Genomic DNA, 16,442 nt, shown 5'->3' on the forward strand with positions numbered 1-16,442 from the left:
CGAGCAGCAGGGAAAGCGCCCGGCGCGTGGGACGGCGTACGGGCGGCTTGAGGCCGTACAAGGGTGCGTGACGGTATGAATCGCATCACGTACCGGGGGCGTGGCAGCACACCGGCGTACGGCGTGGAAGGGCAGGTCGCAGGCCGTACGGACGGCGACCGGGCGGACGGCTCAGGTGGCGTCGAGGTCGTACGGCGGACGCTCTTCCAGTTCGAGCTTCTCGCGCTTCTTGGACATGTCGACCGCTGCGCCGGACGAACCACCGGAGCCGGAGCCGGAGGCAGCCGAGGAGGACGAGGACTCGGACTCGCGGCCGTGGACCGCGTCCGTCAGCTCGGTCATCTCCTTCTTCAGGTCGAAGCCGCTGCGGATCTCCTTCAGCCCCAGTTCGTCGTTGTCCAGCTGCTTGCGGATGAACGTCTTGGGGTTGAGATCCTCGAACTCGAAGTCCTTGAACTCCGGGCCGAGTTCGCTGCGGATGTCCGCCTTGGCGCTGTCCGAGAACTCCCGGATCTTGCGGATGGTCCGCGTGACGTCCTGGATCACCTTGGGAAGCTTGTCCGGACCGAAGACGAGCACGGCGAGGACGGCGAGCGCCACCAGCTCGAACGTGCCTATGTCATTGAACACCTGAAGCTCCTTGCGACGTCCTCGGTCCCGTTCCTCCGGCCTCGGCAGGTCTTCCGTGGTCGGGGCCGAGTCCAAGGTACCCGGCGATGCCGTCGATCCGGTACCTTCGGGCGGCTTCCGACCACGTCCGCACAGCTGGTTTTCCCAGCTGTTTGCCTGGCAGGAGGGGGTGCGGGACCCCCTCCTGTGAAGTTGCTGTCGTTTCGGCGGGCGAACCCTCGGTCAGCCGCCGTCGGACGAGCCGAGCGTCAGGGTGACCGTCTGTTCCTTGCCGCCGCGCTGGAGGGTGAGCTCCAGCCGGTCGCCGGACCGGTGGGCGCGGACCTTGACGATCAGCTCCTCGCCGGAGTGGACACGCTGGCCGTCGACCTCGGTGATGACGTCGCCCGAGCGGAGACCTGCCCGGTCGGCCGGGCCGCCCTCCGTCACCGCGGACCCGCCACTGCTGCCCTCGTCGCCGATCCGGGCGCCGTCGCCGGTGTAGTCCATGTCGAGGGAGACGCCGATCACCGGGTGGCTCGCCTTGCCCGTGTTGATCAGTTCCTCGGCGACGCGTTTGCCCTGGTTGATGGGTATCGCGAAGCCGAGCCCGATCGAACCGGCCTGCCCGCCGTCCGACTCGGAGCCGCTGCCCGCGGACCGGATGGCGCTGTTGATGCCGATCACGCGGGCCTTGCCGTCGAGGAGCGGGCCGCCGGAGTTGCCCGGGTTTATCGGCGCGTCGGTCTGCAACGCGTCCACGTACGACACGTCGCTCACGTCACCGCTCTCGCCGCCGGCCGTGATGGGCCGCTCCTTGGCGCTGATGATGCCGGACGTGACGGTGTTGGCCAGGTCGAAGGGGGCGCCGATGGCGACGACCGGGTCGCCGACCTGGACGTCGTCGGAGTTGCCGAGGGGCAGCGGCTTGAGTCCGCTGACATCGGAGACCTTGACGACGGCGAGGTCGTAGCCGGTGTCCCGGCCGACGATGGTGGCCTTGGCGGTCTCGCCGCCGCTGAACGTCACCGATATGTCACCGCTTGTGCCGGCGGGCTCGACGACGTGGTTGTTCGTGAGGATGTGGCCCCGCTCGTCCAGTACGAATCCGGTGCCGGTGCCCTGCGCGTCCGTCCCGCTCACGTGCAGGGTGACGACGCCGGGCAGTGCGCTGGCGGCGATCCCGGCGACGCTGTCGGGCGCCCGCCCGGTCACGCCCCCGTCGGACTGCGGCAGTTCGACTTCCCCGACCCCGCCGTTGCGCTCCACGTACGCGCCCACGGCTCCGCCGACGCCCCCGGACACGAGGGTGAGCAGCAGGGCCCCGACGAGCAGCGTCTTCCCCCGCCGCCTCGGCTGCCGCGACACGTCGGCCGTACCGGCCCCGTTCTGCTGCAACGACCCCGATCCGGCCCAGGGGTCGTAGTTCCGCCACGGGCCGTGCGGCCCCTGCGGGACGCCTGGGGCGGCATCCGCGTAGGGCGGTTGCGACGGGTCCGCGTAGGCGGGCGATGTGGGCTGCCGCGCGTCCGCGTACGAAGCCGGAGAGGGAGCGGGATGCGAGGCGTCCCCGTAGGGAGGCGGCGCCGGTTGGGACGGGTACGCGTACGAGGCCCCTGGAGGCTGCTGGGAGGAGTCCGGGTACGGGGCCGCCCCGGGCTGTGGTGCGTCCGGGTACAGGGCGGCCGTCGCCGGTTGCCGAGTCGCGGGCGTTACGGCGGTGTCGTGGGCCGGGGGCACCGGCGAGGGCGCGGCTGCCGCCGGGGTCGCCTCCGCGTATGCCGGGGCCGCCACGCTGTGTGCCGTGCCCGCCCCGACCGCGGCGGGCACGGCGTGCGCCGGTGGCCCCGCCTGGACGTTCGTGCCGTGCGCGGGAGTCGTCGCCGGGTGCTGGACCGGCGGGGCGGGCGCCCAGGGGCCGGGCTCGCCGTAGGGCGGGGTGCTGTAGGGATCGGGGGCGTGCAGCGGCTTGGGCCGCTCCGAGGGTGCCTCAGAGGCCTCCAGGGCGCCGGGCTCAGCCGAGGGCGGGGCGTCGGCGACCACGGTGGCGGCCACCGGGGTGCTCTTCTCCGGCGCCGGCTTCTCCAGCCCCAACCGCGTGGTCGCCTCACCCGAAGCCGACGTGCTTCCCTCAGCGGTCCTCGTCTCGGCCCCGTGGCCCGCGGCCGGTGCCGGCCGTTCCAACGCGAAGACGCCGTCCGGCCGCTCCAGTTCGAAGTCACCGTCCGGGCCGGCGCCCGGCGTCGTGCCGGTGCGGGCCGCGGATTCGGTGGCCGGGCGGGCCAGTTCGAAGTCGTGGTCGGTGTCGGCCTCGGCGGGAGCGGGCACCGTCGCGGGCCGCTCCAACTCGAAATCGCCCCCGCCGCTCTCCGCGCGGACCGCGTCCACGGGCACCCCCGTGGTCCCCGTAAGCCCGGTGTCGTCCCCCGTCGTCCCGGCCCCCGCGCCGTGCGCTCGGGGTCGGCTCCACCACTTCGCCTTCGTGGGCTTCCCCTCGTTCATGTTCTCCCCACAACTGGGGCCCGTCTCATGGACCGGCCCGCCGCCCACCGTTCGCCGAGTGCCGCAGGCCGGAACCGGCCCGGGCGGACACGGCCCACTCTGGATTCAACCAGGTTCACGGGCCGGTGCGCAGATCTCGGGGTCAGCGGAGGACGGGCGAGGTGGGAGTGGGGGACGAGGTGGTGTCGGGAGCCGTCAGCAGGCCCGGCCCGGTGAGCTCGGGCGCCGGGGACCAGCCGGCCGGCTGGAGCGGCGGTGCGACGGTGAGCGGACGTATGAGCGGGGACATGACGGCGGCGCCCGCCAGGACCGGTGCGGTCAGCGGATGCACGGTCTGCCGGCTTTCGGCAGCCGGAGCGGGGACTCCGGGCAGCAGGGGCGCGGAGATCGCCGTCGGCGCCACCGGCACCTCGCCGGTGGCCCGCTGGCCCTGTCCGAACAGTGGCCCGACGGCTCCCCGGCGGCGCTGGGACTCGGGAGGAAGGGTTCCCGAGGCCTGTGTCCGCAGCGGTGTGACATTGCTGCCGGAGCCGGCTGGGCCCCGGGCGTCCGCCGTCTCGGCGGGCACCCCGGTGGTCATGCCGCCGAGGGCGATCGCGGCCAGCGACACGGCGCCGGCCGCCACGAAGGCGAACCGCATGCCGCGCGAGGCCGAACGCTCGGCCTCGTGCCGGCTCACGTCATGGATCCGAAAGCCACGGTCGCCCGTGACCCGGCGCTCATCGGCACCGGCGTCCGCGCGCCTGTCCGCGTCGCCGGAGAGACCGCGTCCGTCACGCGGGAAGCCCTGGTCGCCCAGGAAGCCACGGCCGCTCAGGAAACCTCGGTCACCGAGGAAACCCCTGCCACCGAGCAGACCACGGCCCTCCGACGGCGTCAGAGCGCCGCCGTGTGGTCCCGACGGTAGATACCCGAAGGAGTCGCGGCCGGGTCCGAAGACTCCGAAGTCGGCGAATTCCCTGGAGTCGGAGGGGTCACCGGGGAGCCCCGGCCCGCCGGCCGTGCCCCCGAGTCTTCCGCCGAGGCCGCCCAGCGGTGAGCCGCCGTCGGTGTCGCCGCCCGCCGGGAGCATCTGGAGGCGGGCCAGGAAACTCTCGGAGGGAGGCGGCGGGGCGGCCTCCGCGAAGACGTTCTTCAGACGGCGCTGCTCGTCCGCCTCCACCTTGCACTTGGCGCAGGTGGCCAGATGTGCCAGGACGCGGTCGCGCGCCTCATGACCGAGCTCTCCGTCGACGAGGGCGGAGAGACGGTCTCCCAGGTGCTGCTCGGCAGGCGTAGGACGGGATCCACTCACGCGGTCGCGCCCCCTCCTCCCAGCACGGGCACCCGCGGCACCGAGAACCCGCGACGCTGCTCGGCCCGGGCCTCCGGGGAGCGGTGCGCGAGGGCCTTGCGGAGCTGGGAGCGGCCTCGGTGGATACGCGAGCGGACCGTGCCGAGCTTGACGCCCAAAGTCGCGGCGATCTCCTCGTACGACAGTCCTTCGATGTCGCAGAGGACGACGGCGGCGCGGAACTCGGGCGCCAGCGTGTCGAGCGCCTGCTGGACGTCGGCGTCGAAGTGCGCGTCGTTGAAGATCTGCTGGGGAGTGGGCTCGCGGCTGGGCAGGCGCTCCGCGGCGTCGTCCCCGAGGGAGTCGAAGCGGATGCGCTGCTTGCGGCGGACCATGTCCAGGAAGAGGTTCGTGGTGATGCGGTGCAGCCAGCCCTCGAAAGTGCCGGGCGTGTACGTCGACAGGGAGCGGAAGACGCGGACGAAGACCTCCTGGGTGAGGTCCTCGGCGTCGTGCTGGTTGCCGGTCAGCCGGTAGGCGAGCCGGTAGACGCGGCCGCTGTGGGTGCTGACGATCTCCTCCCACGTGGGCGGAGTCCACGCCTGCGCGTGCGCGTCCGTGGTGAAGGTCGCGGTCTGTGCGCCGTCGGCGGCGTGGCGGTGGTCAGCGGTGTCGTTCACGGATTTCGGCCTGCCCGCCGATCCGAGAAAGCGCCTCAGCGCTCCTCCCCGATCCACAGGCGCAGCCGCACCTCCCCTGTCGGCTCTGGTGGTGTCCAGTGGAGCCCCTACCATAGCCACCTCGCCCGTTAGCTCCGGATAAGCGGTTTTATAAGAAATTGATGTGCGCCGATGTGGCTCATATGACTGATACCGCTGATCCGGCTCATATGGCTTTGTCAGCACCTGCACCTGCGCCCGCTCGTCGTACCGACCCATCCCGTGCCCCCCGTCGCGGCCCCCGTCACTCACTCATCCCTTTAAACGACCGGTCCCATCAGCAGGTTCCCGACGGCAACGGATACAGTCACGCCCAGGCAACCACGGGGACATAAGGAGAGGGCCATTACCGGCAACCGGCTGACGAGCTGGGCGTTCGCCGACGCCTTTGTCGCCGAGGGCGAAGCGCTGCACTGGGCCCGTGACCGGGCCCGGGAGGCAGGGCTGCGCTCGGTGTCGCCCGGCACTGGCGCCGCGCTGCGGGTGCTCGCCGCCACCGTGGACGCGAAGGCGGTGGCCGAGATCGGGACCGGGACCGGGGTCTCCGGAATCCACCTGCTGCACGGCATGCGGCCGGATGGTGTGCTGACCACGGTGGATCCGGAACCGGAGCACCAGCAGTTCGCCCGGCAGGCGTTCCGCGCGGCCGGCTTCGCGAGCAATCGCGCGCGCTTCATCCCGGGCCACGCCCTGGACGTGCTGCCCCGGCTCGCGGACGCGGGGTACGACCTCGTCTTCTGTGACGGAGACCGGCTGGAGTGCCTCGACTACCTCGCTGAATCGTTGCGCCTTCTCAGGCCCGGTGGACTCGTCGCGTTCGAGGGCGTCTTCGCCAGTGGACGCACCGTCGACTCGGGCCCTCAGCCCACCGAGGTCATACGTCTGCGGGAGCTGCTCCGCGCGGTCCGCGAGAGCCCCGAGCTGATGCCGTCGCTGCTCCCGGTGGGCGACGGCCTGCTGTGCGCGGTCAAGCGCTGAGCGACGCGCTCGGACCGAGACGGCCGAAGGTCATCCCCGGATCGCCCCCGGGTACAACAGTGCCCCGGCACCGCCTTGTGGGGCGGTGCCGGGGCAGCTGAAAGGGTACGGCCGCTCCGCGTGTCAGCCGACGACCTTCTTGAGGGCATCGCCCAGGGCGTCGGCCTCGTCAGGGGTCAGCTCGACGACAAGCCGACCGCCGCCTTCGAGCGGAACGCGCATGACGATGCCCCGCCCCTCCTTGGTCACCTCGAGCGGGCCATCGCCCGTCCGCGGCTTCATGGCCGCCATGCTCGTTCCCCTTCCTGAAACCAGCTCATCGTCAAAGCCGACGGCCCTGGAGGGCAGGCACGGTCCCACCTGGGGACACGCGCCACCGGCATCGAACACATTGCTTCCAGGCCATTATCCCGCATCTCATGACCCGATGACCAACATCAGTCGGCATCGCTTGGGCAACGCACGCGAGCAAAACCACCCAATTCGGCGATGTGACTGCGATACTTCGCCACCGCGGGGCCCGGTTCGCCGCTCGGCCGTTCGCGATTCTTTGACGCAGGTCACACGTCCCACCCACGCCACCACCGATGATCTCCGCCATGCTGTGCTGTGACGTACAGCTTACTGACCAGTACGTCGAAGCCGCGACACCGGAGGGGAACCGCCATGGCCGACACCGTGCTCTACGAGGTGCACGACGGACTCGCGACGATCACGCTGAACCGCCCCGAGGCGATGAACGCGCTGAACATCGCGACCAAGGTGGCCCTGCGCGAGGCCGTGGAGGCCGCGGCCGGGGACGACGCCGTACGGGCCGTGCTGCTGACCGCCGCCGGTGACCGGGCGTTCTGCGTGGGCCAGGACCTCAAGGAACACATCGGGCTGCTGATCCAGGACCGGGAGACCGGCTCCGGGCAGACCATGTCCACCGTCCGTGAGCACTACAACCCCGTCGTGAAGGCCCTGACCGGCATGGCGAAGCCGGTGGTGGCGGGCGTGAACGGGGTGGCCGCCGGGGCCGGTTTGGGTTTCGCGCTCGCCGCGGACTACCGGATCGTCGCCGACACCGCCACCTTCAACACCTCCTTCGCCGGGGTCGCGCTGACCGCCGACTCGGGGATCTCGTGGACCCTGCCGCGCGTGGTCGGCCCCGGCCGGGCCGCCGATCTGCTGCTCTTCCCGCGCAGCATCAGCGCGCAGGACGCGTACGAGTTGGGGATCGCGAACCGGATCGTGCCGGCGGCGGAACTGACGGCACAGGCTCGCAAGGTGGCCCTGTCTCTGGCCCAGGGGCCGACCGTGGCGTACGCGGCGCTGAAGGAGTCGCTGGCGTACGGGCTCACGCATTCTCTGGAGGAGGCTCTGGAGAAGGAGGACGAGCTGCAGACTCGGGCGGGGTCCTCCGAGGATCACGGGATCGCCGTGCAGGCGTTCGTGAACAAGGAGAAGCCGAAGTATCTGGGCCGCTGAGTCCAGTCGGTTCGGGGACGGAATCGCCGCACCCCTGACGGCATCGCCGCACCTCTAAAGAGGCACGCTGCTCCTCGCCACACATGTCTCCAAGTGGTCGTCGACCAAGCCGCAGGCCTGCATCAGGGCGTATGCCGTGGTCGGGCCGACGAAGCGGATGCCTCGCTTCTTGAGGGCCTTGGAGAGGGCCGTGGACTCGGGGGTCACCGCCGGGACGTCGGCGAGGATCCTGGGGATCGGGCGGGTGGTCGGGTCCGGGGCGTGGGACCAGATCAGGGTGTCCAGTTCGCCCGGCGTCCAGTCGGACAGGACGCGGGCGTTGGCGACCGTCGCCTCGATCTTGGCGCGGTTGCGGATGATGCCGGGGTCGGCGAGGAGGCGTGCCTCGTCGGCCTCCGTGAAGCCGGCGACCTCGGCGATCTTGAAGTCGGCGAAGGCGGCGCGGAAGCCCTCCCGGCGGCGCAGGATGGTGATCCAGGAGAGGCCGGACTGGAAGGCCTCCAGGCAGAGCCGTTCGTACAGGGCGTCGTCGCCGTGGACGGGGCGGCCCCATTCCTCGTCGTGGTACGCCACGTAGTCCTCGGTAAAGCGGGCCCAGGGGCAGCGGAGGGCTCCGTCGGGGCCGGCGAGGGCGGTGCCGTCGGTCACTGGTGGTGGCCCTCCTCGGGCTTGTGCAGCGAGGTCACGGTCGCCGCGCGGGCGCCGGCGAGTGCGGACTCCAGGTCGGCGATGCGGGCGTCCCGCTCGGCGATCTCGGCGCTGAGGCGGCCGAGGGCGTCGTCCACGTCCACCATGCGGTAGCCGCGCAGGGCGACCGCGAAGCGGAGCGCCTCCACGTCCGCGCGGTTGACCGGGCGGTCCGCCGGGAGCGGGTCCTGGAGCCGCTCGCCCGCGGCCTCCGGCAGTGCCGCGCTGTCGCCGCCGCCCATCAGGGCGAGCGTCACCCCGGCGACCACGACGGCGAGCGCGACGACCAGGAACAAGAACATGAACATCGCTGGGTCCCCTCAAGTGTGTTCGGCTCCGATCGTGCCATGCGAGTCTGACAGTTAAGGTCGCAGGCGGGTGCGTAAGACGGTCGGTCAGCGGCACGTTCTGGGAGAGGTCACAGCGGATGCTCAGGCTGGGCAAGCGGGAATTCGGCGCGCACGAGCCGGTGATCATGGCGATCGTGAACCGGACGCCGGACTCCTTCTACGACCAGGGCGCCACCTTCCAGGACGAACCCGCCCTCGCGCGCGTGGAGCAGGCGGTCGCCGAGGGCGCGGCCATCATCGACATCGGCGGGGTGAAGGCCGGGCCCGGCGAGGAGGTGACCGCCGAGGAGGAGGCTCGGCGGACGGTCGACTTCGTGGCCGAGGTGCGGCGGCGGTTCCCCGAGGTGGTCATCAGCGTCGACACCTGGCGGCACGAGGTCGGCGAGGCTGTCTGCGAGGCCGGCGCCGATGTGCTGAACGACGCGTGGGGCGGGGTCGACCCCCGGCTCGCGGAGGTCGCGGCGCGCTACCGGGTCGGGCTGGTCTGCACCCACGCGGGCGGGACCGAGCCCCGTACCCGGCCGCATCGGATCGCGTACGACGACGTCGTGGCCGACATCCTCCGGGTGACCGTCGGGCTGGCCGAGCGGGCGGTGTCGCTGGGGGTGCCCCGGGAGTCCGTCATGATCGATCCCGGGCACGACTTCGGGAAGAACACGCGGCACAGTCTGGAGGCGACTCGGCGGCTGGGCGAGATGGTGGAGACCGGGTGGCCGGTGCTGGTGTCGCTGTCCAACAAGGACTTCGTGGGCGAGACGCTGGACAAGCCGGTGAAGGAGCGGGTGCTGGGGACGCTCGCGACCACTGCCGTGTCGGCTTGGCTGGGGGCTCGGGTGTATCGGGTGCATGAGGTCGCGGAGACTCGGCAGGTGTTGGACATGGTGGCGTCCATCGCGGGGTATCGGGCGCCGGCGGTGGCCCGGCGGGGGCTGGCGTAGGCGGTTCTCGCCCCCGCCGCCCCTACCCGTCCCGTCCTCCAGGGGCTGCGCCCCTTCGACCCCCGAATTCCGATTTCGGCCGCGGGTTCGGTGGGGGCTGATCGCGCAGTTCCCCGCGCCCCTGAAAGCAAAAGGCCAGAGGCGCGGGAACGGATCTAGCGGCCTGCCTCCTTCGACACCAGCGCCACCGCCTCGTCGATGTCGTCCGTGACGTGGAAGAGGCTCAGGTCCTTCTCGTTGGCCTTGCCCTGGGCGATGAGGGTGTTGGTGAGCCAGTCGACGAGGCCGCCCCAGTAGGACTCGCCGAAGAGGACGATGGGGAAGCGGGTGACCTTCTGGGTCTGGACGAGGGTCAGGGCCTCGAAGAGTTCGTCCAGGGTGCCGAGGCCGCCGGGGAGGACGACGAATCCCTGGGCGTACTTGACGAACATCATCTTCCGTACGAAGAAGTAGCGGAAGTTGAGGCCGATGTCGACGTAGGGGTTGAGGCCCTGTTCGAAGGGCAGCTCGATGCCGAGGCCGACGGAGATGCCGCCCGCTTCCAGGGCGCCCTTGTTGGCCGCCTCCATGGCGCCCGGGCCGCCGCCGGTGATCACCGCGAAGCCCGCCTCGACCAGACCGCGGCCGAGCTTGACGCCCGCCTCGTACTCAGGTGAGCCGGCCGGTGTCCGGGCGGAGCCGAACACGCTGATCGCGGGCGGGAGTTCGGCGAGTGTGCCGAAGCCCTCGATGAACTCGGACTGGATGCGCAGGACGCGCCAGGGGTCCGTGTGGACCCAGTCCGAGGGGCCGCCCGCGTCCAGCAGCCGCTGGTCCGTCGTGCTCGCCTGCACCTGGGCGCGTCTGCGCAGCACCGGCCCAAGCCGCTGCTCCTCCGGTGGCTGCTTACTGCCCTCGGGGTTGCCGGTCGCCATGTCCGCTCCCTCCGCCGTGCTGGTGGTTCACCTCAGCGTAGATCCATAGGGGTTACGGACGGGGGACGCGAGCGTGTCCGCCATGAACTGCCACCCCGGACACTTCACACCGCCAGCCAGGCCCTCAGACGTTCCTCGCCCGCCAGGATCTTCGCGGTGTCCACGCGTTCGTCGCGCCGGTGCGCCAAGTGCGGGTTGCCGGGGCCGTAGTTGACGGCCGGGATGCCGAGGGAGCTGAAGCGGGAGACGTCCGTCCAGCCGTACTTGGGCAGGGCGGTGCCGCCGACCGCCTCGATGAAGGCCGCGGCCGCCGGGTGGGACAGACCGGGCAGCGCGCCGGGGCTGTGGTCGTCCACCACGAACTCCTCGACCCCGCAGTCGGCGAAGACCTCGCGGACGTGGGCGATGGCCTCCTCCTCCGTACGGTCGGGCGCGTAACGGAAGTTGACCTTCACTTCGCACGCGTCGGGGATGACGTTGCCCGCGACGCCGCCGGAGATGCCGACCGCGTTCAGGCCCTCCCGGTACTCCAGGCCGTCGATCACCGGGTAACGCGGCTCGTACGAGGCGAGCTTGGCCAGGATCGGGGCGGCCGCGTGGATGGCGTTGGAGCCCATCCAGCCGCGGGCGGAGTGGGCGCGCTCGCCCTTCGTCCGCAGCAGGACCCGCAGGGTGCCCTGGCAGCCGCCCTCGACCTCGCCGTCGGTGCCCTCCAGGAGGATCGCGAAGTCTCCCGCCAGCCACTCGGGGTGGGCCTCGGAGATGTGCTTCAGGCCGTTCAGCTCGGCGGCGACCTCTTCGTTGTCGTAGAAGACGAAGGTCAGGTCGCGGTTCGGGGACGGGACCGTGGCCGCGATCCGCAGCTGGACCGCGACGCCGGACTTCATGTCGCAGGTGCCGCAGCCCCAGAGGACGCCGTCCTCGTCGAGGCGGGAGGGGACGTTGTCCGCGATGGGGACCGTGTCGATGTGGCCGGCCAGAATGACCCGCTGCGCGTGGCCCAGGTTCGTACGGGCGACGAGGTTGTTGCCGTACCGGTCGACCGTGAGATGCGGCAGGGCGCGCAGGGCGGCCTCGATCGCGTCCGCGAGGGGCTTCTCGGTGCCGCTCTCGGAAGGGAAGTCGACGAGCTGCGCGGTCAGCCGCGCGGCGTCCTGCGTGAGGTCAATCGGGGTCTCGGCCATGTCCTAGACCCTAACGCGCCAGTACGACAGGCCGTCCGGCGAGCGGATCCGGCCACCTCCGTACCTGTGTCCACAACCCTTGCGCGGCGGCCGTTACTCTCCAGTACCTTGGACCGCGTGTCAGAGCCGTACCCCTATTCCCCCGGTCCTCGCCCGCGTCGCCGCGGCCGTCGTGTGCTGCGTTTCCTGGCGGCGCTCGTCGTGCTGGCCGCGCTCGGCGCGTATCTCACCGTGCAGTATCTGACCGGGGGGAACGGCACACCGCGGTGTGTGGTCGTGTCGGGGGAGGACGACGGGACGTCGTACGAGTTCACGCCCGAGCAGGCGGCGCACGCGGCGACGATCTCGGCGGTCGGCACCTCGCGCGATCTGCCCGAATGGGCCGTGACGATCGCGCTGGCGGCCGCGCTCCAGGAGTCGGGACTGCGCAATATCGGCCACGGCGACCGGGACTCGCTCGGGCTGTTCCAGCAGCGGCCGTCGCAGGGCTGGGGCACCGAGCAGCAGATCCAGGACCCGGTGTACGCGTCGGGCGAGTTCTACGAGCACCTCGCCAAGGTCGACGGCTACGAGGAGCTGCCGCTGACGGTCGCCGCCCAGCGCGTGCAGCGCAGTGGCTATCCGGAGGCGTACGCCAAGCACGAACCGGACGCCACGCTGCTCGCCGCCGCGCTGACCGGGCACGCGGCGGCCACGCTGACCTGCGAGGGGCGTCGGGAGACGACTGATACGGCGTACACGAGCGGCCCGGCCGCGGTGCGCACCGCGCTCGCTCGGGACTTCGGCGGCGACGCGTTCGAGGCGGCCGCGGCGGTGGTGAGCTCCGAGGGCACTCCCTCCGCCCAGGCGATCCCGTCACCCGACCCGACCTCCTCCTCCTCCTCCTCCTCCGCCGCCGCCGCCGCCGCCGGGATCGTCACCATCCCCCTCTCGGGCGCCGGGGACACCGACGAGGTCCGGCGGCGCGGCTGGGAGCTGGCGCACTGGGCCGTGGCCAACTCCGCCCGGCTGGGCGTCGAGCGCGTCTCGTTCGCGGGCCGGGAGTGGGTCGCCGAGGGCCGGGCCGGCGCGTGGCGGAAGATCGAGGGCGCGGCGGGCGGCTCGGCGGCCGGTTCCGCCACCGAGGTTCGAATCGTCACTGGACAGTAGGCCTTCGGGCTCACCCGTGCGGGGTACGCCCGGCGCGTCGCGTGGACGGGGTGCGCAGATTTTCGCCCCCTCACCCTCGTATCGCGGGATTCCTTGAGAACAAAGGGCCGTAAGGATTCGGCAGACTTTCAGATCGGGCGGCATTCGCCCGCTTTTGTCAGCATTCGATAATGCGACGCATTACCAACTCTTTACGTCCGGTCGCCGCAACCTTCGCGGACTTCGAGCGGTAGTCACTGCGTCCGAGCCCGGAACGATCGATTCGACATCCACTCGACGGTCAACTCCCGGGCGAAGTCGGACACTTCACCGTTCTCTTCCGTCAAAGGAGCACCATGTCCCTCCCCCTGACCCGCCGGATCGCCCGTGCCGCGCTGCTGACCGCAGCGGGAGCGGCCTCCGTGGTCGGTGCGGCCGGCTCCGCGAGCGCGGCGCCCGAACTCCCGGCGACCCCGAACCTCGGCGGTCTGTCCGCCGTGGACGGCGCGAACGCCGGTAACACCGTGGACGGCGCGGCGCAGAACGTCACCGGTCTCGCCGGCGAGACCGGCGGCAAGGCCGTCAAGCAGGCCGTACCGGCCGCGGGCAAGACCGGTGGAAAGGCCGTCAAGAAGGCGACGCCCGCGGCGCAGAAGGTCGCCGGGGAGACCGCCGGTTCCGCCGGTGAGATCCTGGGCGACACCAGCAAGACCGCCACCAAGGGCGGGCTGCCGACGGACTCCGTGGCCAAGGGCGGCTCTCTGCCGACCGGCCAGCTGCCGGTGCAGAGCCCGCTCGGCTGATCCATCGGCTGACCTCTCGCATGCCGAAGGGGCCCGGGAAGTTCTCCCCGGGCCCCTTCGGCATGCCCGCACCTGACTACACCTGCCGCAGGCGCTCCACCGCCGCCGCCACCCGCTCGTCCGTCGCCGTGAGGGCCACGCGTACGTGATGGTCGCCGGCGGTGCCGTAGAAGTCACCGGGGGCCACGAGGATGCCGAGGTCGGCGAGGTGGGCGACGGTGGTCCAGCAGGACTCGTCGCGGGTGGCCCAGAGATAGAGGCTGGCTTCGCTGTGCTCGATGCGGAAGCCGTGGGCCTTGAGGGCGTCGCGGAGGGCGTCGCGGCGGGCGGCGTAGCGGGCGCGCTGCCGCTGGACGTGGTCGTCGTCGCCGAGGGCGGCGACGACGGCGGCCTGGGTGGGGGACGAGGTCATCATGCCGCCGTGCTTGCGAATCTGGAGGAGCGGGCCGAGGACGGCCGGGTCACCGGCGAGGAAGGCCGCGCGGTAGCCCGCCAGGTTGGAGCGCTTGGAGAGGGAGTGGACCGCGACGATGCCCTCGTACGAGCCGCCGTTGACGTCCGGGTGGAGGACGGAGACCGGGTCGGCCTCCCAGCCCAGCTCCAGGTAGCACTCGTCGGAGAAGAGCAGGATGCCGTGCTCGCGGGCCCAGGCGACGATCCGGGTCAGCTCCGCCTTGGAGAGGACCTTGCCGGTGGGGTTGGAGGGCGAGTTCAGCCAGAGGAGCTTGAGGCCGGCCGGGTCCAGGGCCGTCGGATCGTCGTAGACCTCGTGGTCGGCGCGGGCCAGCCGGGCGCCCACCTCGTACGTCGGATAGGCCAGACGGGGGTACGCGACCCGGTCGCCGGGGCCGAGGCCGAGCTGGGTGGGGAGCCAGGCGACCAGTTCCTTGGAGCCGACGATCGGCAGAACGTGGCGGTGCGTGACGTCGCGGGCGCCGAGACGGCGCTCCAGCCAGCCCGTGATCGCGTCGCGCAGCTCGGGCGTGCCCCAGACGGTCGGGTAGCCCGGCGAGTCCGCCGCGTGCACCAGCGCTTTCTGGATCAGCTCGGGCACCGGGTCGACCGGCGTGCCGACGGAGAGGTCGACGATGCCACCGGGGTGAGCGGCGGCCGTCGCCTTGTACGGCTCCAGCTTGTCCCAGGGAAAGGCGGGGAGGCGGTCGCTGACTGCGGACACGGGATCTGGCTCACTTTCTCGTACGTACGTTCCGAGGTTCCCGAGCGGCGGGTCGGAACCTACGTACTGCTCGTACGGCAAACGCCTCGGTCCCGTACGGCGATCATGGTGATCGGGCCGTACGGGACCGAGGCGGCGCGGATGCGGGCCGCCGGGGCATCACCCCGGGGCCTGCGGCGTCGCTCTCAGGCCTGCGGCGGCAGTGCGGCGACGAAGGGGTGGTCACGCTCGATCAGGCCGAGCTTGCTGGCACCACCGGGCGAGCCCAGCTCGTCGAAGAACTCGACGTTCGCCTTGTAGTAGTCCTTCCACTCCTCCGGGGTGTCGTCCTCGTAGAAGATCGCCTCGACCGGGCACACCGGCTCGCAGGCACCGCAGTCGACGCATTCATCCGGGTGGATGTAGAGGGACCGCTGGCCCTCGTAGATGCAGTCGACCGGGCACTCCTCGATGCACGCCTTGTCCTTGACGTCGACACAAGGCTGCGCGATGACGTAGGTCACGCTGTCGTTCCTCCTCGATAGGGCGCTGGCGGGCCTCCTCAGGCTCCGCCGCCTGGCGCGCGGGAGCGCGGCGTCGTCGATGCCCGCATCTAGTATCTCCGTTCCCGGGCATGATCCGAACAGGAGGGGTGAACTGACCTGTGGAAATCTCTGCCGGTGGACGTCTCGAGATCCGTGTCTCCGCTGCTGACGTGGGCAAACGCGTCTCGGTGCGACGCGTCGACCCGGGTGGGGCCGAGGGTGGGAAATTCACCGACACGGTTGGTGTTCTCACATCATGGGACGACGGCGTCCTGCTGATCACGCGCCGCGACGGCGAGCGGGTGCGGATCGAGGAGTCGTCGCTGGTCGCGGGGAAGGTCGTGCCTGCCGCGCCCGCCCGCCGACGGGGGCCCGCCGCCTCGTACGCGGAGCTGGCGCACGTCTCTGCGCGGGCCTGGCAGCCGGCCGAGCGTGAGCCGCTCGGCGAGTGGGAGCTGCGGGCCGCCTCCGGGTTCACCCGGAGGGCCAACTCGGTGCTGCCCCTGGGTTCCCCCGGAATGCCCCTGGACGAGGCCCTGACCGCCGTACGCGGCTGGTACGCGGCCCGGGGGCTGCCCGCCTACATACAGCTCGCCACGGGCGCGGAGGGCACGCAGGAGCTGCTCTGCGCCCAGGTGGAGCAGCGGGGCTGGCGTCGGGAGGTCACCGCCGAGCTGTGGGTCGGGGCGCTGGCGCCGGTCGGGGACCGGGAGGCGGCCGGGGTCGAGCTGTCCCGGACGGCCGACGAGGCCTGGCTCGGCCGCTACCAGCGCAAGGGCGTCAGTGACGTCGCGCTCGAGGTGCTCGGGAGCGGGCCCTCGGTGTGGTTCGCGACGGTGCCGGGCGCGGCGGGCGAGGGGCCTGCCGCGATCGGGCGGTGTGTGGTGGACGGGCGGTGGGCCGGTTTCGCCGCCGTCGAGGTCGATCCCGCCCAGCGGCGGCGGGGGCTCGCGACGACCGTGATGGCCGCGTTGGCCCGGCGGGCGCTGGACGAGGGGGCCTCCGCGGGGTGGTTGCAGGTGGAAGCGGACAACTTGGGGGCGCGGGCGTTGTACGGCGGGATGGGGTTCGCGAGGCATCACTCGTACCACCACTACTCGGCGCCCGAGGGTGCCGGTGGCGGATCCGGATCCGGATCCGGTGATGGTTCCCGTGGCGGTTCCGAGCCGTATCGATCGTCGTGAGC

17 protein-coding genes are annotated in these 16,442 nt (G+C 71.5%); 6 read left to right on the forward strand and 11 right to left on the reverse strand.

Going from position 1 to position 16,442, the window contains the following annotated elements; all coding sequences use genetic code 11:
- Positions 1 to 171 precede the first annotated feature (171 nt).
- The 4 genes from I8N67_RS25430 to sigE form a co-directional block, all read right to left on the reverse strand.
- Positions 172 to 630, reverse strand: coding sequence for a sec-independent translocase (locus I8N67_RS25430; RefSeq protein ID WP_200305895.1), 459 nt, complete (start codon positions 628 to 630; stop codon positions 172 to 174).
- A gap of 222 nt (positions 631 to 852) precedes the next feature.
- Positions 853 to 3,111 carry a S1C family serine protease gene (locus I8N67_RS25435; protein ID WP_200305897.1) on the reverse strand — a complete coding sequence of 753 codons (2,259 nt, stop codon included), beginning with the start codon at positions 3,109 to 3,111 and terminating at the stop codon, positions 853 to 855.
- A 142-nt stretch (positions 3,112 to 3,253) separates the two neighbouring features.
- Entirely contained in the window at positions 3,254 to 4,405 is a 1,152-nt protein-coding gene (locus I8N67_RS25440) for an anti-sigma factor family protein (protein WP_200305899.1), read from the reverse strand.
- Positions 4,402 to 5,178, reverse strand: coding sequence for an RNA polymerase sigma factor SigE (sigE, locus tag I8N67_RS25445; RefSeq protein ID WP_200305901.1), 777 nt, complete (start codon positions 5,176 to 5,178; stop codon positions 4,402 to 4,404). Before sigE ends, I8N67_RS25440 begins: the two co-directional genes overlap by 4 nt.
- A gap of 201 nt (positions 5,179 to 5,379) precedes the next feature.
- On the opposite strand from sigE, the gene I8N67_RS25450 reads away from it, so the two are divergent.
- Positions 5,380 to 6,081, forward strand: a complete 702-nt coding sequence (locus tag I8N67_RS25450; protein WP_307835374.1) for an O-methyltransferase — start codon at positions 5,380 to 5,382, stop codon at positions 6,079 to 6,081.
- 123 nt (positions 6,082 to 6,204) lie between these two features.
- On the opposite strand, the gene I8N67_RS25455 is transcribed toward I8N67_RS25450, so the two are convergent.
- The gene (locus tag I8N67_RS25455; protein ID WP_003966491.1) at positions 6,205 to 6,372 is read right to left on the reverse strand and encodes a DUF3117 domain-containing protein; all 168 of its coding nucleotides are present in this window, start codon (positions 6,370 to 6,372) and stop codon (positions 6,205 to 6,207) included.
- A 375-nt stretch (positions 6,373 to 6,747) separates the two neighbouring features.
- Here I8N67_RS25455 and chcB point away from each other — a divergent pair, with 375 nt between their 5' ends.
- Complete coding sequence (chcB, locus tag I8N67_RS25460; protein ID WP_200305903.1) at positions 6,748 to 7,551, forward strand: 2-cyclohexenylcarbonyl CoA isomerase; 804 nt, start codon at positions 6,748 to 6,750, stop codon at positions 7,549 to 7,551.
- A gap of 54 nt (positions 7,552 to 7,605) precedes the next feature.
- Here chcB and I8N67_RS25465 read toward each other — a convergent pair whose 3' ends face one another.
- The gene (locus I8N67_RS25465; protein ID WP_200305905.1) at positions 7,606 to 8,199 is read right to left on the reverse strand and encodes a DNA-3-methyladenine glycosylase I; all 594 of its coding nucleotides are present in this window, start codon (positions 8,197 to 8,199) and stop codon (positions 7,606 to 7,608) included.
- A complete protein-coding gene (locus I8N67_RS25470) occupies positions 8,196 to 8,546 on the reverse strand; it encodes a DivIVA domain-containing protein (protein WP_200305907.1) in 351 nt (116 codons plus the stop codon). The genes I8N67_RS25465 and I8N67_RS25470 overlap by 4 nt, the downstream gene beginning before the upstream one ends.
- 119 nt (positions 8,547 to 8,665) lie before the next feature.
- Here I8N67_RS25470 and folP point away from each other — a divergent pair, with 119 nt between their 5' ends.
- A complete protein-coding gene (gene folP / locus I8N67_RS25475) occupies positions 8,666 to 9,526 on the forward strand; it encodes a dihydropteroate synthase (RefSeq protein WP_200305909.1) in 861 nt (286 codons plus the stop codon).
- Positions 9,527 to 9,681: 155 nt separating this feature from the next.
- Here folP and I8N67_RS25480 read toward each other — a convergent pair whose 3' ends face one another.
- Both I8N67_RS25480 and dapE read right to left on the reverse strand, forming a co-directional pair.
- Positions 9,682 to 10,440, reverse strand: a complete 759-nt coding sequence (locus tag I8N67_RS25480) for an LOG family protein (protein ID WP_200305911.1) — start codon at positions 10,438 to 10,440, stop codon at positions 9,682 to 9,684.
- A gap of 104 nt (positions 10,441 to 10,544) precedes the next feature.
- On the reverse strand, positions 10,545 to 11,624 hold the full coding sequence (gene dapE, locus I8N67_RS25485) for a succinyl-diaminopimelate desuccinylase (RefSeq protein ID WP_200305913.1): 1,080 nt from the start codon (positions 11,622 to 11,624) through the stop codon (positions 10,545 to 10,547).
- A 117-nt stretch (positions 11,625 to 11,741) separates the two neighbouring features.
- Between dapE and I8N67_RS25490 the strand changes: the two genes are divergently transcribed.
- Complete coding sequence (locus I8N67_RS25490) at positions 11,742 to 12,773, forward strand: heavy metal transporter (RefSeq protein WP_307835372.1); 1,032 nt, start codon at positions 11,742 to 11,744, stop codon at positions 12,771 to 12,773.
- A 335-nt stretch (positions 12,774 to 13,108) separates the two neighbouring features.
- The gene (locus tag I8N67_RS25495; protein WP_200305915.1) at positions 13,109 to 13,555 is read left to right on the forward strand and encodes an ATP-binding protein; all 447 of its coding nucleotides are present in this window, start codon (positions 13,109 to 13,111) and stop codon (positions 13,553 to 13,555) included.
- 76 nt (positions 13,556 to 13,631) lie between these two features.
- On the opposite strand, the gene I8N67_RS25500 is transcribed toward I8N67_RS25495, so the two are convergent.
- Positions 13,632 to 14,732, reverse strand: coding sequence for a bifunctional succinyldiaminopimelate transaminase/glutamate-prephenate aminotransferase (locus I8N67_RS25500; RefSeq protein ID WP_200305917.1), 1,101 nt, complete (start codon positions 14,730 to 14,732; stop codon positions 13,632 to 13,634).
- 185 nt (positions 14,733 to 14,917) lie between these two features.
- Positions 14,918 to 15,235, reverse strand: a complete 318-nt coding sequence (gene fdxA / locus I8N67_RS25505) for a ferredoxin (protein WP_005480604.1) — start codon at positions 15,233 to 15,235, stop codon at positions 14,918 to 14,920.
- 140 nt (positions 15,236 to 15,375) lie between these two features.
- Between fdxA and I8N67_RS25510 the strand changes: the two genes are divergently transcribed.
- Positions 15,376 to 16,440: a GNAT family N-acetyltransferase gene (locus tag I8N67_RS25510; RefSeq protein WP_200305919.1), complete on the forward strand. Its 1,065-nt coding sequence runs from the start codon at positions 15,376 to 15,378 to the stop codon at positions 16,438 to 16,440.
- The last annotated feature ends 2 nt before the right edge of the window (positions 16,441 to 16,442 follow it).

Origin of the sequence: Streptomyces adelaidensis, assembly GCF_016598475.1 — a bacterium.
In the GTDB taxonomy this organism is placed as follows: domain Bacteria; phylum Actinomycetota; class Actinomycetes; order Streptomycetales; family Streptomycetaceae; genus Streptomyces; species Streptomyces adelaidensis.